Genomic DNA, 20369 nt, shown 5'->3' on the forward strand with positions numbered 1-20369 from the left:
TTATTGATCACACTTTTAAAATGACTGCTTTTAGCAAACTAACAGGTCAGATCAGCACATTTACAAAGTCTTATGGCTTTAAATTGAACCGAATATACAAATACCTCATATAAATGTTTTAAACCACAAACGTAAAGCCTAATTACTTAGGCTAAATAAACGTTATTATGTACTTTTAAAAATCAGATTAGGATTGCTGTATTTGAGTCTGATTGAGTTTTTTTGATAGAAAAATACAGACTAAAATCGCAATTAACAGCACCGTAGATGCAGCGAAACGACTTAAATCCAAACCACCATGATCTAATGGTTTATCTAAGAAATCGCCAACAACTGCACCTAGAGGACGTGTAAGTACAAAGGCTGCCCAAAACAATAAAGTTCGAGAGACTTTGGTGCAAAAATATAAAGCCACGATCACGGCCAATAAAGCCACGTATAAGAAAATACCACCTGTATATCCTAATCCTGCTGTATCTGATGACCAATCACCCAAGGCTGTACCTAAAGTCTGTGAAAAGGTAATGGTCAACCAATAAAACAATTCTGTACGAGGATGATCAATCGAATGCGGAGAAATTATCCCTTCAACTTTGTACCAACTATATAATGAAATTAGCACCAAACTTAGTAATAATGTACTTCCTCCCAAATAACCAATGCCCAATGAGCGGTCAACAAAGTCCGCTAAAGTCGTCCCCACTGTCGTACTGGAAATAATGGTAAACCAATACAAATATGGCTGATAAGTTTTAGCCTTGACTTGAAAAAATACAAAAGCAATGAAAATAAATGCAAAAATAAAAGTACTGACCAAGTAGCCCAAATTCATGGACATCGACACAGCATCACCTGCTGTTTCACCAAATGTTGTGGCAAATATTTTAGTGATCCAAAACAGCAAAGTAACTTGAGGAACTTTTGAAATAAGTTCGGATTTGAGATTTTCCATGACAGTATGCTAAATATCGAAGAAAGTCTCATCATTCGCTGAACAACTTAATCTGAGCTTAAGATTTTCAAAGTACAAATATTTTTTTATTTTTAACCTAATACACTCATCAAGACTTTATCCATTAAAAATCGCCCTCAATCCCACCCCTCTCCCTGAGCCGTATCATGCTTGTTGTCAATTTTCTACACATAAAATATCGATCATTTGCACTTGATCACGATTTACCGCAACATCTAATTGCATGATTTCATGCTCAAACCATTGTGTTGGTAAAATACGCATTGGCTTTAATTGTGAACTTTGATTTATTTTTTGAGTTGTAGTTTAAATGTAAAATTTAAGTTTTTAGATTTAACTGCTTACTTCACAAATGAATAAACCATCTGAACAATGCTGATTGAGCTGAATTTTCTTCAACAAACTATGGTAAAACTGAGCATTCGTGTAAACTTTAGCTTTTTAAAACCCTAGATGTGATGAATAACATGGCTACAGTTGATCTTTTTGCAATTGGTAATGCACTCATTGACCAAGAATTTACAGTATCTGATACATTTTTAGCTGAACAAAATTTGCAAAAAGGCACCATGCAACTCACCGATGGTGAAACCCAAACTCAACTTTATAATAATTTAAAAGCCAGTCAAGTTTATAAAGGCCAAGCTTCAGGTGGTTCTGCTGCCAATACGACTGTGGCATTTAGTGCCTTAGGTGCTTCTGCATTTTATGCATGCCGTGTTGGAAATGATGAACTCGGTGCAATTTATTTAAATGGTTTAAATGAAGCAGGTATTCAAACCTCAGAAAAGTCTATCAGCGAAGGCATAACAGGAACCTGTATGGTTTTAGTGAGCGAAGACTCTGAACGCACCATGCATACGTATTTGGGTATTACAGCTGAATTGTCAGATGTACAAATGGATTTTGAACCCTTAAAAACAGCAAAATGGCTGTATATTGAAGGTTATTTATCAACAAGTGACTCTGCACGTGCAGCAGTCAAAATTGCTCGACAAATTGCGCGTGAAAATGGTGTTAAAATCGCACTCACATTATCTGACCCTGCAATGGTGCAATATGCACGTACAGGCTTAGACGAATTAATTGATGATGGTGTCGACCTCATTTTCTGTAATGAACAAGAAGCCATGATGTATACCGAAACTGATTCAGTTGAAGCAGCCTTGGCAAAATTGAAATTACTTAGCCATGACGTTGTCATTACACTCAGTGAAAAAGGTGCGCTTGTTGCTAATCAAGAACAACATTTCCATATTCAAGGACGTAAAGTGGTGGCAGTAGATGCGAACGGTGCAGGTGATGCTTTCGCAGGTGCATTCTTATATGCACTGAATGCGGGTGAATCTTTACAAACAGCTGCACAATTGGCAATTTTAATCTCAAGTGAAGTGGTTTCTCAGTTTGGTCCTCGTTTAGCAGTTGTAGATTATGCAAACTTGCTTGCAAGCTTTAAAAAGGAATGTGCATAAAATGTCTGAAAAAATTGCCATGATGGAAGAAATTCCAGAACGTGAAGCACGTGCATTTGACACCATGACAGGTGATACGATTTTCATTACTCAGCGTGATGGTGCATTCTATGCCTATCAAAATGTTTGCCCTCACCTACAAACTGAGCTTGAGTTTTTAGAAAATCAGTTTTTAGATCGTGATGGTGAATACATTGAATGTTCAACACATGGTGCTTTATTTAATGTTGAAACAGGCGAATGTATTTCTGGCCCTTGTTTGGGCGATACGCTTGAAAAAGTGAATATCAAAGTACATTCTGACGGTGGCATTTACATCGTAGAAGAATAATTGATTCGCAGGGACCGCCATGTTTGCATTTTTTTTAGAATATGACTTAATGCCTTTTCATTTAAGTGTACTCGCTTTAATTTTGCTAAGCATGGCGGAAACGATTGGTTATTATGTGGGCTTAAGACCCAGCACTTTTCTGAAACGTATTTTGCCACATTGGCTGTCCCGTGCCCCACTACTACAGGTAAAGTTTGCTAAAGTTCTAATTTTTGTATTTTTATTGATTAATTTCAGCTTTGCAGGCTATTTTTTACAACTGTGTATTTTTGCCAGTCAGCAACAGTTTTTCCCTTGGTACTATGTCATTTTACCCGCTTCAGTCATCGCTATTTTCTTTACGGTATTTATGATTCACTGTTTAGATCAGGTGATCAAGCCCAAGTTCAGTTCAACAACCGTCAATTTGTTAGGTCGTTTAGCAACCGTATCGAGTGGCAATGCTCGCCCTGGTTTTTCAGCACAAGCGCGTGTCCGTGACGAATTTGGTCAACTGCACTATGTACAAGTTGAACCTGAATTTGGTGAATTAGAATTTCAGTCGCAAATTATTTTGATCCGTTTTCGTAAATCACATTACATTGCCAAAAAAATCTCAGTCTCTAATGATTTATTTAGCTTAGAATAATTTTCAATCAACACAGCACATCAGTGCCTATTTATCTAAAAAATCTTAAATTAAATTTTAATTTTCCCAAAAAAATTTAAATCCTGTCTCTGGCAAACCTGTTCGAGGATTTAATCCTGGTGATGTTGTACTCAATTTTTTAGAAACCAACAATCAATGAATTTAATATAACAATCTTTATAAGATCAATTATCATTATTTATTTAATTACACTTAATTTTCAAATTATCCCAGTGTAAATTAATCGACTTAAATTTAAATCCATACCATTTTAGTTTGATTTAAAATATGAATTTAGACTATTTTAGTCTACTTTATTTTTTAATTCCAAGTATTTTAATCAACTTTATTTTTTAGTTTATTTTTTAATTAATTAAAATACAAACCATTGTTTATATTGAAAATAATAATATATTTTTATTTTAATTATTTTATCTATTTATTTTCTGTTGTGTTTTGTTTAATAATATAAACAGAGTTTAAAAATAGGCTTTGTTATGAGCTTTAAACGCACTGATATAAATCGTCGTCTAGTCAGAGAAATTACGATCATTTTAATAATTAAGGTCATTCTTTTACTTATCATCAAACATATTTGGTTTGATGCTCCGACGATTCCTAAAGATTTTGATAACCAAGTTGCTGAGCGTATTGCTGGCAGTCCTTCCCAAACTAAGGAGACACGTTGATGATTTCTGAAAGCGTGGTCGATCTTTCGCGGTTCCAATTTGCAATGACCGCGTTGTATCACTTTATTTTTGTGCCTTTAACTCTAGGTTTAGCTTTTATTCTTGCCATTATGGAAACCACATACGTGATTTCTGGTAAAGAAATTTATAAAGACATGACTAAATTCTGGGGAAAACTCTTTGGTATTAACTTTGCCTTAGGTGTAACTACAGGTTTAACCATGGAGTTTCAATTCGGTACCAACTGGGCGTATTACTCACATTATGTGGGCGATATTTTCGGTGCACCGCTTGCTATTGAAGGATTAATGGCATTCTTTTTGGAATCAACTTTTATTGGTTTGTTCTTTTTTGGCTGGGATCGCCTCTCTAAAGTTCAACATTTAGCCGTAACATGGCTCGTCGCCCTAGGCTCCAACATGTCGGCATTGTGGATTTTAGTCGCTAATGGATGGATGCAAAACCCTGTCGGGGCTGCATTTAACTATGAAACTATGCGTATGGAACTTGTGGACTTCGGTGCGTTGATTTTCAACCCTGTTGCCCAAGTCAAATTTGTTCACACGGTTTCTTCGGGTTATGTGACTGGTGCGATTTTCGTTTTAGCTATTTCAAGTTTTTACTTGCTGAAAAAACGTGACATGCCTTTTGCACGCCGTTCTTTTGCCATTGCTGCCATCTTCGGTTTAGCATCGACATTGTCTGTGATCTTACTGGGTGACGAGTCTGGTTATGAGTTGGGTGATGTTCAAAAAACTAAACTTGCAGCCATTGAAGCGGAATGGGATACCCATCCTGCACCTGCACCATTTACTTTGTTTGGTATTCCAAACCAAGAAGAACAACGTACCGACTATGCTGTCCGTATTCCATACGTGATGGGGATCATTGCGACACGCTCTTTAGACAAAGAAGTCACTGGTATTAAAGATTTGATGGTTCAACATGAAGCACGTATCCGTAATGGTATGGTGGCATATAGTGAACTTGAAAAATTACGTGCGGGTGATCGCTCTCCTGAGTTGTTGGCATCATTTGAACAAAATCAAAAAGACTTAGGTTACGGCTTACTTCTTAAAAAATACACACCCACTGTTGTAGATGCGTCTGAAGATCATATTAAAGCAGCAACAAAAGATACGATTCCAAACGTCACTGCCTTGTTCTTCTCATTCCGTGCGATGGTCGCTTCAGGTTTCTTGATGTTATTACTGTTCATTCTTGCAACATATGCAGTGGCAAAACGTAATGCAGAAAATAAACCGTGGTTGCTTAAATTTGCACTGTATGCATTACCTTTACCCTGGATCGCAACTCAAACAGGTTGGTATGTGGCTGAAGGTGGTCGTCAACCATGGACCATTGGTGAAGTATTACCAACACATTTGTCAGCATCTAGCTTAAGTACAGGTGATGTGTGGGGTTCAATCATTGCACTTGCAGCGTTCTATACCGTACTTCTCATCATCGAAATGTACTTAATGATTAAGTTTGCGCGCTTAGGACCAAGTTCTTTGCATACAGGTAAATATCATTTTGAAAAATTAGAAGCTCAAAACCAAGCTGTTGGGGAGGCTCAATCATGATCGAATATGAATTACTGAAAATCATTTGGTGGGTGCTTGTTGGTGTTCTACTGATTGGCTTTGCCCTCACCGATGGCTTCGACATGGGTTCTATGGCCATCATGCCATTTGTAGGCAAAACAGATGACGAACGTCGTGCGGCAATCAATACGATTGCCCCACACTGGGACGGCAACCAAGTCTGGTTCATTACCGCAGGTGGTGCCTTATTCGCTGCATGGCCGATGGTCTATGCCACTGCCTTCTCAGGCATGTATTGGGCGCTGTTACTGGTTCTCTTTGCCCTATTCTTACGACCTGTGGGCTTTGACTATCGTTCTAAACTTGAAAATACCCAATGGCGTACATCATGGGACTGGGGCTTAGCCATCGGTGGTGCTGTACCTGCGCTGGTCTTTGGTGTTGCATTTGGTAATATGTTCTTAGGCGTACCTTTCACACTAGATGAAACTGTACGTTCGACTTATACAGGCAGCTTCTTTGCCTTGTTAAACCCATTTGCATTAATTTGTGGTTTAGTCAGCCTTTCTATGCTGAATGCCCACGGCGGTGCGTGGCTCATGCTCCGTACAGATGGTGCATTACGTCAACGTTCTGCGAAAGCAACACAATTAATGGGTATCGTATTCCTCGTATGTTTCTTAGGTGCGGGGGCATGGTTATACTTTGGTAATATCGAAGGTTATACACTTGCTCAACCTTTTGATACCAATGGCGTTGCTAATCCTTTGGCTAAAGAAGTCATTACCAACAACAACCACGGTTGGATGAATAACTATTCAACTTATCCAATTACCATGATTGCACCGATTATGGCAATTTTGGGTAGCTTAATCGTGATTGCTTCAGCGGCTAAAGGCAAAGCAGGCTTGAGTTTCACAGGTACTTCACTCATGATTATAGGTGCAATCCTCACTGCTGGTTTTGCATTGTTCCCATTCCTTATGCCATCAAGCATCAACCCAGTTGCAAGCTTGACCATGTGGGATGCTGTTTCAAGTAAAAATACTTTAACTGTCATGACTGTTGCTGCATGTATCTTTGTACCGATCATTTTGTGTTATACCACTTGGTGTTATTACAAAATGTGGGGTGTGATCACCAACAAACATGTACAAGAAAATTCACACAGTCTTTACTAAGTTAAAGTCGAAGGAGAACAAATATGTGGTATTTTGCTTGGATTCTTGGGATTTTGATGGCATGTTTTGCAGGTGTGCTCAGTGCGCTCTACATTGAACATCATCAAGATTTAGATGAGGAATAACAACATGACAGAAATCGCAATGACAACAGAAGAAAGTAAGCCTAACAAATTTGCTATGGCAGTTTCATTTTTAATGGCATTGCCTTTAGCTGCGGTTTTATTACTCCATCCTGCAATGATGCTCGATGCCAATGGTCACTATAACCATACGGTTTTAATGTTGGTCATGATCGGGATCTCAGGTGGATTTATTCATGGCGTAGGATTTCTGCCACGGTTTTGGTTATGGAAATGGTTATTTAGCCCTTATGTGGCATGGCCACTCATGCTTTGGGGCTATTACACGTGGTTCTTGACCTGATCCTTTAAAAGAAAACCCTGATTTATTCAGGGTTTTTTATATCTAGTTATCAAATCCAAATATAAAACGTATTTTGCCATGCAATTTTTTTAATCGAATGACTTCATCAAAAAAATACGCTAGATATTCACGAATGTCCTGTTGCCAATAAATTCGAATATAATCGCCTTTTTTACCAAACTGAAATTCTTCTTCAGTCAAAATAGTCGAACCAGAAGTAAAAAATTTATAATCAAAAAATGGAGTAGACGTTCTGTCCCAACTTGGATATTCCTGTGTCGTAATTAAGCCATCTACAATATTCAATTGTGGTGATGAATACCATTCAAGCATTTCATCATCACTCAGCCATGAACGGGAATGATCACCCATCCAAAATTTTAAAAATTCTTCTGTTTCTGCAAATTTAGGATCAACTTTTGATAACCATAACGCCATAGAATCAGTTTTGTAACAATAATCTTCATCTAACATTATACCTTCAGGTAGACCTCTAGGTTCAGCAATAAAATTTGCGACTAACTTTTGGTGTTCTCGTTGATTCGCAAGTGCTGAAAATAGGTAATAATCACGTCTTTCATCATATTGCGAAGTGATATCGACCCATTGATTATTTTCATATTTTTGAAAAAAACCATGAATATCTGTTCCCATTTTACCTTCTTCTCATTTTTCTCAATGATAAAACATTAGAAATCTAAATGACCTTCCTCATCTCAACCAAACATAAATCAACCTGTGGAATTCCCACATCCGCATCCAATGGGTAATCCTCCACGACTCCCGTTTGTATATACCCTCGTCTTTCATAAAATTCGATTAATTCTGTACGTACACTAAGTACCCACATCACATATGTTTTTAAATCAAACTGAATATCTTTAGCATATTTTTCAGCATTGTCTAAAACCAATTTTCCCAGCCCCTGATTTTGCCAATTAGGCGAAATGGCAAAAGTGCCTATTTCCACTGATAACTCTTCAAAAGTTAAACCAATACACGCCACAACTTGATTGTTTTGTTCTGCAACAAGCAAATGAAAATTATGATTTTTGAATAACTGCTCAAGCTGAGCATATGAGATTCTTTCCCCCATCACGATTAAGGATTTTTGTCATTGTTCAAGTTAGCTTTTCATTTTCTAAAAATGATAGCCTAATTTTATGATCTTCACACAACAGCTTTAACAAATAGTCCCTGTCTAATCACCCCTTCATGTTGCACTCTGACACCATTGTCCAACAATCTTCTCGATTTCTTATAATCAAGTCTTAACACTGCGCTCAGTTCTGCTATGCTAAACACAACTTATTCTTAAGCATGGATGAATCGCATGAGCGTAACTATTGGTACTCCACTCCAATCTTCTGCTTTTAAAGTACTCCTTTTGGGTTCAGGAGAATTGGGCAAAGAAGTCGTGATTTCATTACAACGCCTAGGTGTCGAAGTACATGCAGCAGATCGTTATGAAAATGCGCCCGCAATGCAAGTTGCACATTTTGCTTATGCCTTAAATATGGCAGACCCTGAACAATTAAAAAAACTCATCGAAAAAGTAAAACCAAACTTGATCGTGCCAGAAATTGAAGCCATTGCGACACAAGTCCTCATTGAAATCGAAGAACAAAATATTGCAACCGTCATTCCTTCTGCCAAAGCGGTCAATCTCACCATGAACCGTGAAGGAATCCGTCGTTTGGCTGCTGAAGAACTCGGTTTACCGACGTCTGCTTATCGTTTTGCAAATAGTTTAGAAAGCTTCCGTGCAGCATGTGATGATATTGGCTATCCAAACTTCGTTAAACCTGTCATGTCTTCATCAGGTAAAGGTCAATCACGCGTTAAAGCATTTGCTGAAGTTGATGCTGCTTGGGAATATGCACAAACTGGTGGTCGTGTTAACCAAGGTACCGTCATTGTTGAATCACAGATTGATTTTGACTTTGAAATCACCCTACTGACTGTACGTGCTAAAAATCCAGAAACAGGCGAAGTTGAAACCCATTTTTGCGATGCAATTGGACACCGCCAAGATGCAGGTGACTATGTAGAAAGTTGGCAACCGCAACCCATGACGGATGCTGCCTTAACTGAAGCCAAGCGTATTGCCGATAAAGTGACTGTTGCACTCGGTGGTTGTGGTATTTTTGGGGTAGAACTATTTGTCAAAGGTGACAAAGTATGGTTTAGTGAAGTATCACCACGCCCGCATGATACTGGTTTAGTCACGCTTGCTTCACAATTCCAAAGTGAGTTTGAACTTCATGCACGCGCAATTTTGGGCTTACCTGTCAATACAGCACGTCATAGCGTTGCAGCAAGTGCTGTGATTTATGCAGGTGTCGATGCGAAAAATTTAGAATTTTCTGGCTTAAATCTTGCTTTAGAAAATCCAAATACAGATTTAAGACTGTTTGGTAAACCTGAAGGTTTTAAACGTCGCCGCATGGGTGTGACAACAGCACGTGCTGAAACAACAGAACAAGCACGTGAGTTAGCATTTGAAACGGCTTCAAAAGTCACAGTGCAACAGAACTAATGTTTTAGAAAAATTTACGGACAATAATTTTATGATCAACACGTCTCCTCTGTTGAATTACGTCAGTAGTAATCATGATATTCAAGCCATTAACCAATGGCGTACCGATGTAGAACAACAACTGCAGGAGGCGTTTGAACAAGGACAGCCCATTCGTGAGGTGATCCATACCCGTTCTAATTTTATTGATGAAGCGCTGATTTTTTTATGGCAACATGCAGGACTCGATCAAACAGATCTGAGTCTTTTTGCGGTCGGTGGCTATGGTCGCCGCGAGATGTTACCCTACTCTGACGTAGACATTATGATCTTGTCAGAAAATGATTTAACCGCTGAACAAGAACACATTGTTTCGAGTTTTATTTCCTCTTTATGGGACGTTGGTAACTTTAAACCAGGAGTTAGCGTTCGTAGCATTCAAACTTGTTTTGAACAAGCTGCCAATGATCTCACAGTCGCGACGGCATTAATCGAAGCGCGTTTGATTACAGGCAATCAACACTTGATCAAATGGCCACGCCGTGTGGTTTCACAAACATGGACAGATAAAACCTTCTTTGATGCAAAGATGGATGAACAAGCTCGCCGTTATGCGCAACATAATAATACTGAAAGTAATTTAGAACCCGATATTAAAAATGCACCAGGCGGCATTCGCGACATCAACCAAATTGGTTGGATTGCAAAACGTCATTTCCGTGTCAATCGCATTTATGACCTCGTCCATTTAGGGTTTATTTCAGAGTTTGAACTTGGTGTTTTAGAAGAATCTGAAAATTTCCTTTGGGAAATTCGCCACCATTTACATCGTTTAACCAAACGTGATGAAAATCGTTTATTGTTTGATTATCAACGTGAAATTGCAGGTATTTTCGGCTATAAAAAAGAAGAAGGTAAACATATCAATTATCCAATTGAACAGTTTATGAAACGTTATTATCGGACTGCGCAGCAAGTATCTACCTTAAATGAAATGCTACTTGCCTATTTTAATGAGTCAGTCATTACACCACGTTTGCCCAATTATGAACGTAATATTGAAATCATCAATGAACATTTTAAATTGGTCGATGGCAAACTTGCAGTACAACATCACAAGATATTTTCTGAAAATCCGAGTGCCATCTTAGAAATTTTCTATCTGTTGGCAAATCGCCCTGAGATTCAAGGGATTCGTGCAAGAACCTTACGTTTATTGACTTTGGCAGCTAAACGTATCGACCAAAATTATCGTAGTAATCCTACTCATCAAGCCTTATTTATGGCAATTATTCGTTCACCTTATCGTTTGTATGACACGATGGTCGCGATGAAACGCTATGGTGTTTTAGGAAATTATATTCCAGCATTTGGACAAATTATGGGCTTGATGCAATATGATTTATTCCATATTTATACCGTTGATGCACATACATTATTGTTGCTCCGTAATTTAAATCGTTTTAAAGAACCTGAATTCGCTAAAGATTATCCTGTGGTCAGCTCGGTGTTCCAACGTTTAAACCGCCGAGATATTGTATTCCTTGCAGCCTTATTCCATGACATTGCCAAAGGTCGTGGTGGTGATCATAGTGAATTGGGTGCAGTCGATGCGATTGAGTTCTGTCGTGCACATGGTTTTACTGAACGTGAATGTAACCTTGTGGCTTACCTCATTCAAAATCATTTATTGATGTCCATCACAGCACAGAAAAAAGATATTTCAGACCCTGATATGGTAAAAGAATTCGCTGAAAAAATTGGCGACATGGAACATCTGGATTATTTATATACCTTAACTGTTGCCGATATTAACGCAACCAATCCAAAGCTTTGGAATACTTGGCGTTCATCATTAATGCGTCAACTCTACACACATGCGCGCGATGTGATTCGTTCCGGTTTAGGGCGTCCTGTCGATTATCAAATGCTAATCGAAGACAGTAAATTCGCAGCCAGTGAAATTTTAGTCGATGAATTTGCCTTAGATGAAGTTGAAAAAGTATGGCAAGAACTGGGCGATGAGTATTTTCTTAAAGAATCAGCCGATGAAATTGCATGGCACACACGCGCCATTTTGCAGCATGGTGATAATCCTGCACCATTAGTGCTCTTACGTGCGCACCGAAAAGCAGCACAAGATGCTGTGCAGTTGTTTATTTATACACGTGATCAACCAAATTTATTTGCAACCACAGTGGCTGTACTTGATCGTATGAATTTAGATGTACAAGATGCGCGGATTATCACTGCGACCAAAGCATTCAGTTTAGATACTTATGTGGTTCTAGACCGTTTCGGAACTTTATTAACAGATCCTGATCGTGAAGAAACAGTCAAAGAAGCGCTGGTGAAAGCCTTAAGTCAGTCAGATAAATATCCTGGGGTAATGCAACGCCGTATTCCACGCCAACTGCGTCACTTTGACATTGAAAATACTGTGGATGTCAGCTTGAATGAAGCCTTACAGCAAAATATGGTTGAAATTGCAACCTTAGACCACCCAGGTTTACTTGCCAAAGTAGGTGGTCTATTTATGATGCAAGGTTTGGACATTCACTCTGCTAGAATTGCAACCTTAGGTGAACGTGCAGAAGATATTTTCTTTGTCACCAAAAAAGATGGCTCACCTTTAAATGAGGAGGAAGCTGAATTGTTTGCCTCACAGTTAAAGGCAGCTTTAGATGAAGCTTCTCATCAAGTTTCACACCCACACTAATGTTTAGTGTGATCATTTAATTTTATTTTCACATCATGGTAATTGTTTCATGAACTCAAGTTTGTCTTTATTACATCCTTATCCATTTGAAAAACTTAATCAGTTATTTCAGGATGTACAACCCGCAGCAATGCCTTTGATTCCTCTTTCCATCGGTGAACCAAAGCATCCTGCACCTGAGTTTGTGAAACAAGCGATTATTGATAATTTTAAGCATCTTTCCACTTATCCAAATAGTAAAGGTTTGCCTGAATTACGCCAAAGCATTGCGCATTGGTTAACGCGCCGCTTTAAACTCAATACAATCAGTGCTGAATCTCAAATTTTGCCTGTTTCAGGCACACGTGAAGGGATTTTCTCTTTTGTACAAGCATTAATTAACCGAGATGAAAACCCATATGTGGTGATGCCCAATCCGTTTTATCAAATTTATGAAGGCGCAACGCTACTTGCAGGTGCAACTCCTTATTTCATTAATTGTACTGAAGAAAATGGTTATTTAGGTGACTTTGATGCTGTACCTGCCGAAGTATGGCAAAAAACAGCACTTTTATTTGTCTGTACACCGGGCAATCCAACAGGTGCAGTACTGTCAAAAGAACAATTTAAAAAACTCATTGAATTGTCTGATCAATATAATTTTGTCATTGCATCGGATGAATGTTATTCAGAATTATGGTTCGATGAAGCTCCTGTAGGGTTACTTGAAGTCTGTGCTGAAATAGGGCGTGATAATTACAAAAATTGTATCGTGTTCCACTCTTTGTCTAAACGCTCAAATTTACCTGGGATGCGCTCAGGCTTTGTGGCAGGTGATGCCACATTACTGCAACCTTATTTAAAATTCCGTACTTATCACGGTGCGGCATTGCCTGTACAACATCAGTTAGCATCCATCGCTGCTTGGGATGACGAGCAACACGTCGAAGAAAACCGTCAATTGTACCGTGCCAAATTTGAATTATTTCAAAATGAATTAGGTCACCTTTTACCTTTACAAAAACCTGATGCAGGCTTTTATTATTGGCTAAAAGTCGACAATGATGAACATTTTGCCAAAATGTTGATGGAAAAAGCGCATATCAAAGTGCTGCCGGGACGTTATTTATCTCGTGATACAGCACAGGGGAATCCAGGTGAAAATCATGTCCGTATGGCATTAGTTGCTGACATTGCACAGTGTGAACAAGTCATTCAGCGCTTAAAAGCCATTTTGTAAGCGTGTCATTTTAGAAACACCTTACATCTTTAAATTTCAGTAGATCAAGCGTTAAAAAATCTTCGACCTGTCGGGGATTTTTTTATTTCCAAAACGATTACACGATACATCAACATTTTTCATAAATTTGTCTATACTGCTTAAATGTAAATAACTCTGAAAAAACACAATGAATCATTCAGAACCTTCTTCTCATCAAGGTTTTAGTCGTAAACATTGGCTTATTTTAGCTGTTCTTATTCTTGTCATTTTAGTGACAATTTGGTGGTGGCAATCTCAAGCTAAAAAATCAGAACAAACGCTTGTCACGCAACCTGCTGAAAAAAGTCAACCTAAAGCAGCTTTAACCGTTACCGTCATTCAACCTGAACGTCAAAATTGGCAACAAACACTCACAGCCAATGGCAATATTGCCGCTTGGCAAGAAGTTGTTATCGGCAGTGAGCTGTCTGGACAACGTATTACCAAAGTGTATGTCAATGTAGGTGATCAAGTAAAACGTGGTCAAGTGCTTGCTGAAATCAATAGTGATACGATTCGTGCAGAATTAGCCACAGCCAAAGCCAATTATAAAGAAGCACAAGCTGTACTGAATGATGCAGTGATTAACAATAAACGTATTCAACAACTGCGCAATACAGGTGCGATTTCAGCCCAAGAGTCAACCCAATACCAAACTTCTCAAGCCACCGCGCAAGCACGCTTAGAAGCTTCAGATGCACAAATTAAAAGTAATGAACTGCGCTTAGCTCAAACTCGTGTCATCGCGCCTGACAATGGTGTGATTTCAGCACGCTCAGCAACGGTAGGTTCATTGGCACAAACCGGACAAGAACTTTTTCGTCTTATCCGTGATCATCGTCTTGAATGGCGTGCAGAAATTACCACAACAGATTTGTATAAACTTAAACAAGGCATGAAGGCGAAAATCATTTCTCCTGATCCCAACCAAAATGCGGTTACAGGAACAGTCCGAATGATCGCTCCTGTGATCGACCCACAAACACGTTATGGTTTAGTTTATGTGGATTTACCCATCACGCAAGCGGTACGTATGGGTATGTTTGTTAAAGGCGAATTTGAACTCGGTGAACAATCTGCACTGACCATTCCACAGTCGGCTTTGTTACTGCGTGATGGTTTTTCTTATGTATTTGTCGTGCAGCAAAACAACCGTGTGAAACAGCAAAAAGTGACCGTTGGACGTCGTCAAAATGATTTGGTTGAAATTCTAGATTTGCCTGAAAATGTCAAATTGGTGTCTTCAGGTACAGGCTTTCTTAGCGATGGTGACTTAGTCAAAGTGGCTGCCAATATTCCTGAAACACCTCTCAGCAAACAACTGATGACTCAGCAGGAGAATTAACATGAATTTTTCTGCATGGTCAATCCGAAATCCAATTCCTGCGATTTTACTGTTTATCATGTTGGGACTAGCGGGATTGATGTGTTTTCATTGGATGAAAATACAACAATTCCCCGACATTGAACTCCCCATGGTCACAGTGACTGCGAGTTTACCAGGTGCAGCTCCACCACAACTTGAAACAGAAGTGGCGCGTAAAATTGAAAACTCGATTGCCACCATTCAAGGTTTAAAGAACCAATATGCCAATATTCAAGATGGTGTCGTGGTCATCACCGCAGAGTTTCAGCTTGAAAAACCCTTACAAGAAGCTGTCGATGACGTACGTAATGCCGTTTCACAAATACGTTCTGACTTACCGACAGATGTACGTGATCCGATTGTCAGTAAAATCAATCTATCAGGGTCACCAATCTTAACCTACACCATTCAGTCACCCCGTATGGATGAAGAGGCACTGTCATGGTTTGTCGATTACGACGTTACACGCGCCATGCTGCAAGTCAAAGGTGTCGGTGCTGTGGCACGTGTCGGTGGTGTAACACGTCAAGTTGACGTCGAAATTCAACCTGAAAAATTATTGGCACTGAATGCTACAGCCACCGAAATTACTCGACAGCTACGCCTAACCCAACAGGATGCCTCTGGTGGTCAAACGAAAATTGGCGGTAGTGAACAATCAATTCGTACCATTGCCACCGTCAAGACTGCAGATGAAATTGCAGCGATGGACATTGCACTCAATGATGGACGACATATTCGTTTAGACCAAGTTGCCACAGTAAAAGACAGCTTTGCCGAACGGCGTTCAGCCGCTTTGCTCAATGGTCAACCTGTGATTGGTTTTGAAATTACCCGAAGCAAAGGCGCAAGTGAAGTTGATGTTGAAAAAGGCGTTATAGTAGCCTTAGACAAGTTAAAAGCTGCGCATCCGGACATTAAAATCACTGAAGCATTTAACTTTGTCACACCTGTTGCTGACAATTATAAAGGCTCAATGTCCTTACTGTATGAAGGTGCAATTTTAGCGATTTTAGTGGTGTGGTTATTTTTACGCGATTGGCGAGCAACCATTATTGCCGCAACTGCACTCCCCTTGTCGATTTTACCTGCTTTGATTGGCATGTATTATTTGGGGTTTACTTTAAATGTCGTCACATTATTGGCAATGTCTTTGGTCGTCGGAATCTTGGTCGACGATGCGATTGTTGAAATTGAAAATATCATACGGCATCTACGAATGGGCAAAACGCCCTATGAAGCAGCCATGGAAGCGGCGGATGAAATTGGCTTAGCTGTGATTGCGACAACATTTACCCTGATTGCTGTCTTTTTACCAACAGCCTTTATGAGTGGAATCGCAGGTCGTTTCTTTGTTCAGTTTGGTTGGACAGCCGCTCTAGCCATCTTTGCCTCATTATTGGTTGCCCGTTTACTCACCCCCATGATGTCAGCTTATATTTTAAAACCGTGGGTACATAAAGTCGAAGATGCACAAATAGCCACTGAAGATTCTTCAATCGATCAAGGTCAAGCTGCGCTTGCAAAAGACCGAAAAAAAGATGGTCGTGTCATGCAAGGCTATATGCAGATGGTGACATGGTGTCTACATCATCGGTGGTTAACGTTATCGGCTGCTATTTTATTTTTTATTGGTTCTCTTTCCTTAATTGGTCTATTACCGACGGGTTTTATGCCACCGCCAGATACAGGACAAACCCAAGTCCGTTTGGAGTTAACACCGGGTTCTCAGTTTGATGAAACTTTAAAAACAGCAGAATATGCACGACAGTTAATTCAGGATCATCCCGAAATCAAAAGTATTTATACCACTATTGGTGGCGGTGCTGCGGGTACAGATCCCTTTTCAGGTGGTGCATCCTCTGAGCCACGCAAAGCAACCTTAACGATTCAAATCACACCACGTAGTGATCGTTCTACAAGTTTACAAAGCATTGAAGATCAAATTCGGCAACGTCTTGCACCCATTCCCGGTGCACGTATTCAAGTCGGCTTAGCAGGAAATAATAGTCAATATCAGTTGGCGCTTTCAGGTGATGATTCAGAAAGCCTCATGGCAACGGCATTAAAACTAGAACGTGAATTACGCACTATTCCCAATATCGGCAGTATTACTTCGAGTGCAGCCTTAGTGCGCCCCGAACTGGTGATTCGTCCTGATTTTGCCAAAGCAGCAGATTTAGGTGTAACCACACAAGATATTGCAGAAACTTTGCGTATTGCAACAGCAGGAGATTTTGATCAAAACCTTGCCAAAATGAATTTATCACAACGACAAATTCCTGTGGTCATCAAACTCAGCCTCGAAGCACGCCAAGACCAAGACCTGATTAAACGGCTTATGGTTAAAGGCAGTCATGGCCCTGTCATGCTCGGCACGATTGCTGACATTAATATTGAAAGTGGTCCATCACAAATTGATCGATTTAACCGTATGCGCAATATTAATTTTAATATTGAATTGAATAATCAACCTTTGGGCGACATCACGACTAAAGTTGATCAACTCCCGACCATGCAAAATTTACCACCGACAGTGAAACGTACAGACATTGGTGATGCTGAAGTCATGCAGGAGTTATTCTCTAGTTTTGGCTTAGCCATGCTCACAGGTATTTTATGTATCTATGTTGTCTTGGTTCTTTTATTTAAAGACTTTTTACAGCCCATCACCATTTTGGTGGCATTACCACTCTCTTTAGGTGGTGCATTTGTGTTGTTGATTTTAACTAAAAGTAGTTTATCCATGCCGAGTCTTATTGGTCTGATTATGCTGATGGGCATTGCCAGTAAAAACTCAATTTTATTGGTCGATTATGCCATTATTGCGAGAAGTGAAAAAAATTACTCTCGTTTTAATGCCTTATTGGATGCGTGTCATAAACGTGCCCGTCCTATCATCATGACAACCTTGGCAATGGGTGCAGGTATGTTACCGATTGCGCTTGGTATCGGCACAGATCCAAGTTTTCGTGCACCCATGGCAATTTCTGTCATTGGTGGACTCATTACTAGTACATTCTTGTCTCTCTTGGTCATCCCTGTGATTTATACCTTTATTGATGATCTTTACCGCATCATCAAAGGCTTTAAAAAGTCCAAAGCCTGAGACAGGTCATTTTTGATCTATATCGTATAAACGCCTTCTTCATTTTTTAAGAAGGCGTTTATTGTTTATATGCTTTAGATCTTTTGGCAATGGTAGGGGGCTCGGTCTAATCCCTTAAAACTTTTGCAAAATTCTGGACTTTTTGCAAAGTTGCAGCTACACCTGATTGTGCCAAACACTCTACAAGCGTTGTTCCTACAATCACCAAATCTGCCTTATTTTTTAATGCTGCAATATCCTGTTCGGTTTTAATACCAAAACCAATACCAATTGGAATCGTAAAATATTGCTTTAACTGAGCAATTTTTTCATCCAAGTTTTGCTGCTGCCGCTGCATACCTGTGACCCCATTTTCTGCCACGTGATACAAAAATCCTTGCGCATTTTGAGCAATCAGTGCCAAACGTTCTTTGGGGGTTGAGGGTGCAGTTAAACAAATAAAGTGGATTTGATTCTGTTGTACATCATGTAAATATTCACTTTGATATTCATAAGGTAAATCTACAATCAACAGCCCATCAATCAAGCCTTTGGCATCTTGTAAAAATTGTTGAAAGCCATATTGCAAAATTGGGTTGACATAGCCCATGAGCACAATCGGTGTTTGCTCATCTTTCAGACGAATTTCTTTGACCAATTGTAAGGTTTTTGCCAATGTATGTCCTTGTGCAATCGCCTGATGATGTGCCGCTTCAATCACTTCACCATCAGCAACAGGATCTGAAAATGGCATACCTAATTCAATAATATCTGCGCCTACTTGCCCAATTTGGGTTAGTAATGCGACATCACTTGAATAGTCAGGCGCCCCTGCCGTGAAATAACACACCAAACCACTACGTTGTTGCTGCTTTAATTGCGCTAAACGAACATCTAAACGATTCATCTTATACTTCCTTATTGTTATTGTCGTAATTTTTCACGCTATGCATGTCTTTATCACCACGACCACTCAAATTGACAATAATGACCTGTTCGGAATGCATGCTTTTCGCCAATTTACATGCAAAAGCAATGGCATGTGAACTTTCTAATGCAGGAATAATACCTTCTTTTTGCGTGAGTAATTTAAAGGCAGCAATGGCTTCGTCATCGGTTGCACTAACATAATTAACTCGTCCTGTTTCCTTTAATAAAGCATGTTCAGGACCTACACCTGGATAATCTAAACCAGCTGAAATAGAGTGTGCCTCAATAATTTGACCATCCTCATCTTGTAATAAATAGGTCAAATTTCCATGTAAAACACCGGGTTTGCCCCCTGACAATGAAGCTGCATGATAAGCAGTATCTAAACCTTTACCGCCAGCTTCAACACCAAAACATTGCACCTGTTTATCTTTTAAAAAGGCATGCATTAAACCAATTGCATTTGAACCCCCACCAATACATGCCACTAAAGCATCCGGAAGTTTTTGTTCTTTTAGTAAAATTTGCTCACGGGCTTCTTTTCCAATAATTTTTTGAAATTCACGTACCATCATCGGATAGGGATGTGGCCCCGCGCCTGTCCCGAGCAGATAATACGTACTGTCTACATGACGAATCCAATCCTGTAAGGCTTCATTCATGGCATCTTTTAAGGTTGCATTGCCTTTTTTCACACTGTGGACTTCTGCACCTAACAATTTCATCCGCTCAACATTCATCTGTTGACGCTGTACATCTGTCTCCCCCATAAAAATGACACATTTCATGTTAAATAAGGCACATACTGTCGCCGTTGCTACGCCATGCTGCCCTGCACCTGTTTCAGCAATGATGCGGCTTTTCCCCATTTTGCGTGCCAATAAAATCTGTCCAATACAATTATTGATTTTATGTGCACCTGTATGATTTAAATCTTCACGCTTTAAATAAATTTTTGCACCACCACACAAAGCTGTTAGATTTTTTGCATAAAATAATGGACTTGGACGCCCGACAAAATCATTTAATAATTGCTGATATTCAGCCCAAAATTGAGGCTCATGTTTGATTTCATTAAATGCAGTTTCAAGTTGATTAATTGCTAACATCAAGCTTTCAGGCATATATTTACCACCAAACTGCCCAAAACGCCCAAGTTCATCTGGTCCATCGCCTGTATATAAATCTGTCATTACCACGATCCTATTACTTTATGATGGTTATTTTATGGATTTTGTAGAATATTAAAATTGATATAAAC

The 20369-nt window shown here is 39.3% G+C and carries 18 protein-coding genes; 13 read left to right on the plus strand and 5 right to left on the minus strand.

What is annotated here, in order from left to right; genetic code table 11:
• Positions 1–187 precede the first annotated feature (187 nt).
• Positions 188–952 carry a COG4705 family protein gene (locus HX129_RS09690; RefSeq protein ID WP_286434673.1) on the minus strand — a complete coding sequence of 255 codons (765 nt, stop codon included), beginning with the start codon at positions 950–952 and terminating at the stop codon, positions 188–190.
• Positions 953–1440: 488 nt separating this feature from the next.
• On the opposite strand from HX129_RS09690, the gene HX129_RS09695 reads away from it, so the two are divergent.
• From HX129_RS09695 to HX129_RS09730, 8 genes are all read left to right on the plus strand, one after another.
• Positions 1441–2445, plus strand: coding sequence for an adenosine kinase (locus HX129_RS09695; protein WP_286434674.1), 1005 nt, complete (start codon positions 1441–1443; stop codon positions 2443–2445).
• A gap of 19 nt (positions 2446–2464) precedes the next feature.
• Positions 2465–2776, plus strand: a complete 312-nt coding sequence (locus HX129_RS09700; RefSeq protein ID WP_130073348.1) for a Rieske (2Fe-2S) protein — start codon at positions 2465–2467, stop codon at positions 2774–2776.
• Between the two features lie 19 nt (positions 2777–2795).
• The gene (locus HX129_RS09705; RefSeq protein WP_130073308.1) at positions 2796–3404 is read left to right on the plus strand and encodes an OB-fold-containig protein; all 609 of its coding nucleotides are present in this window, start codon (positions 2796–2798) and stop codon (positions 3402–3404) included.
• A gap of 497 nt (positions 3405–3901) precedes the next feature.
• Positions 3902–4093: a cytochrome oxidase putative small subunit CydP gene (cydP, locus tag HX129_RS09710; protein WP_174492480.1), complete on the plus strand. Its 192-nt coding sequence runs from the start codon at positions 3902–3904 to the stop codon at positions 4091–4093.
• A complete protein-coding gene (locus HX129_RS09715; RefSeq protein WP_286434675.1) occupies positions 4093–5679 on the plus strand; it encodes a cytochrome ubiquinol oxidase subunit I in 1587 nt (528 codons plus the stop codon). The genes cydP and HX129_RS09715 overlap by 1 nt, the downstream gene beginning before the upstream one ends.
• The gene (cydB, locus tag HX129_RS09720; RefSeq protein WP_286434676.1) at positions 5676–6821 is read left to right on the plus strand and encodes a cytochrome d ubiquinol oxidase subunit II; all 1146 of its coding nucleotides are present in this window, start codon (positions 5676–5678) and stop codon (positions 6819–6821) included. The genes HX129_RS09715 and cydB overlap by 4 nt, the downstream gene beginning before the upstream one ends.
• Before the next feature lie 23 nt (positions 6822–6844).
• Positions 6845–6946, plus strand: a complete 102-nt coding sequence (cydX, locus tag HX129_RS09725) for a cytochrome bd-I oxidase subunit CydX (RefSeq protein WP_002120988.1) — start codon at positions 6845–6847, stop codon at positions 6944–6946.
• Between the two features lie 4 nt (positions 6947–6950).
• Positions 6951–7247, plus strand: coding sequence for a cyd operon YbgE family protein (locus HX129_RS09730; RefSeq protein ID WP_130073304.1), 297 nt, complete (start codon positions 6951–6953; stop codon positions 7245–7247).
• A gap of 42 nt (positions 7248–7289) precedes the next feature.
• Here HX129_RS09730 and HX129_RS09735 read toward each other — a convergent pair whose 3' ends face one another.
• Positions 7290–7901, minus strand: a complete 612-nt coding sequence (locus HX129_RS09735) for a hypothetical protein (RefSeq protein ID WP_286434677.1) — start codon at positions 7899–7901, stop codon at positions 7290–7292.
• Between the two features lie 43 nt (positions 7902–7944).
• Positions 7945–8343 carry a GNAT family N-acetyltransferase gene (locus HX129_RS09740; protein ID WP_286434678.1) on the minus strand — a complete coding sequence of 133 codons (399 nt, stop codon included), beginning with the start codon at positions 8341–8343 and terminating at the stop codon, positions 7945–7947.
• 228 nt (positions 8344–8571) lie between these two features.
• Between HX129_RS09740 and purT the strand changes: the two genes are divergently transcribed.
• The 5 genes from purT to HX129_RS09765 all read left to right on the plus strand — a co-directional run bounded on the left by purT (position 8572) and on the right by HX129_RS09765 (position 18199).
• A complete protein-coding gene (gene purT / locus HX129_RS09745) occupies positions 8572–9786 on the plus strand; it encodes a formate-dependent phosphoribosylglycinamide formyltransferase (protein WP_286434679.1) in 1215 nt (404 codons plus the stop codon).
• A gap of 31 nt (positions 9787–9817) precedes the next feature.
• The gene (gene glnD / locus HX129_RS09750; protein WP_286434680.1) at positions 9818–12484 is read left to right on the plus strand and encodes a [protein-PII] uridylyltransferase; all 2667 of its coding nucleotides are present in this window, start codon (positions 9818–9820) and stop codon (positions 12482–12484) included.
• Between the two features lie 49 nt (positions 12485–12533).
• On the plus strand, positions 12534–13703 hold the full coding sequence (dapC, locus tag HX129_RS09755; RefSeq protein ID WP_286434681.1) for a succinyldiaminopimelate transaminase: 1170 nt from the start codon (positions 12534–12536) through the stop codon (positions 13701–13703).
• Between the two features lie 169 nt (positions 13704–13872).
• Entirely contained in the window at positions 13873–15069 is a 1197-nt protein-coding gene (locus HX129_RS09760; RefSeq protein WP_286434682.1) for an efflux RND transporter periplasmic adaptor subunit, read from the plus strand.
• A 1-nt stretch (position 15070) separates the two neighbouring features.
• Positions 15071–18199 (plus strand): efflux RND transporter permease subunit, encoded by a 3129-nt coding sequence (locus HX129_RS09765; protein WP_286434683.1) that lies wholly within the window; start codon positions 15071–15073, stop codon positions 18197–18199.
• A 106-nt stretch (positions 18200–18305) separates the two neighbouring features.
• Here HX129_RS09765 and trpA read toward each other — a convergent pair whose 3' ends face one another.
• Positions 18306–19085, minus strand: a complete 780-nt coding sequence (gene trpA / locus HX129_RS09770; RefSeq protein WP_286434684.1) for a tryptophan synthase subunit alpha — start codon at positions 19083–19085, stop codon at positions 18306–18308.
• 1 nt (position 19086) lies between these two features.
• Entirely contained in the window at positions 19087–20301 is a 1215-nt protein-coding gene (gene trpB, locus HX129_RS09775; protein ID WP_286434685.1) for a tryptophan synthase subunit beta, read from the minus strand.
• Positions 20302–20369: the final 68 nt, after the last annotated feature.

Source organism: Acinetobacter sp. 251-1, from assembly GCF_030329305.1.
Classification (GTDB): Bacteria; Pseudomonadota; Gammaproteobacteria; order Pseudomonadales; family Moraxellaceae; genus Acinetobacter; species Acinetobacter piscicola_A.

Bases quoted from the DNA above. Each gene is read 5' to 3' on its own strand.
- HX129_RS09690 (WP_286434673.1), bottom strand. From the start codon at position 952: ATGGAAAATCTCAAATCCGAACTTATTTCAAAAGTTCCTCAAGTTACT.
- HX129_RS09695 (WP_286434674.1), top strand. From the start codon at position 1,441: ATGGCTACAGTTGATCTTTTTGCAATTGGTAATGCACTCATTGACCAA.
- HX129_RS09700 (WP_130073348.1), top strand. From the start codon at position 2,465: ATGATGGAAGAAATTCCAGAACGTGAAGCACGTGCATTTGACACCATG.
- HX129_RS09705 (WP_130073308.1), top strand. From the start codon at position 2,796: ATGTTTGCATTTTTTTTAGAATATGACTTAATGCCTTTTCATTTAAGT.
- cydP (WP_174492480.1), top strand. From the start codon at position 3,902: ATGAGCTTTAAACGCACTGATATAAATCGTCGTCTAGTCAGAGAAATT.
- HX129_RS09715 (WP_286434675.1), top strand. From the start codon at position 4,093: ATGATTTCTGAAAGCGTGGTCGATCTTTCGCGGTTCCAATTTGCAATG.
- cydB (WP_286434676.1), top strand. From the start codon at position 5,676: ATGATCGAATATGAATTACTGAAAATCATTTGGTGGGTGCTTGTTGGT.
- cydX (WP_002120988.1), top strand. From the start codon at position 6,845: ATGTGGTATTTTGCTTGGATTCTTGGGATTTTGATGGCATGTTTTGCA.
- HX129_RS09730 (WP_130073304.1), top strand. From the start codon at position 6,951: ATGACAGAAATCGCAATGACAACAGAAGAAAGTAAGCCTAACAAATTT.
- HX129_RS09735 (WP_286434677.1), bottom strand. From the start codon at position 7,901: ATGGGAACAGATATTCATGGTTTTTTTCAAAAATATGAAAATAATCAA.
- HX129_RS09740 (WP_286434678.1), bottom strand. From the start codon at position 8,343: ATGGGGGAAAGAATCTCATATGCTCAGCTTGAGCAGTTATTCAAAAAT.
- purT (WP_286434679.1), top strand. From the start codon at position 8,572: ATGAATCGCATGAGCGTAACTATTGGTACTCCACTCCAATCTTCTGCT.
- glnD (WP_286434680.1), top strand. From the start codon at position 9,818: ATGATCAACACGTCTCCTCTGTTGAATTACGTCAGTAGTAATCATGAT.
- dapC (WP_286434681.1), top strand. From the start codon at position 12,534: ATGAACTCAAGTTTGTCTTTATTACATCCTTATCCATTTGAAAAACTT.
- HX129_RS09760 (WP_286434682.1), top strand. From the start codon at position 13,873: ATGAATCATTCAGAACCTTCTTCTCATCAAGGTTTTAGTCGTAAACAT.
- HX129_RS09765 (WP_286434683.1), top strand. From the start codon at position 15,071: ATGAATTTTTCTGCATGGTCAATCCGAAATCCAATTCCTGCGATTTTA.
- trpA (WP_286434684.1), bottom strand. From the start codon at position 19,085: ATGAATCGTTTAGATGTTCGTTTAGCGCAATTAAAGCAGCAACAACGT.
- trpB (WP_286434685.1), bottom strand. From the start codon at position 20,301: ATGACAGATTTATATACAGGCGATGGACCAGATGAACTTGGGCGTTTT.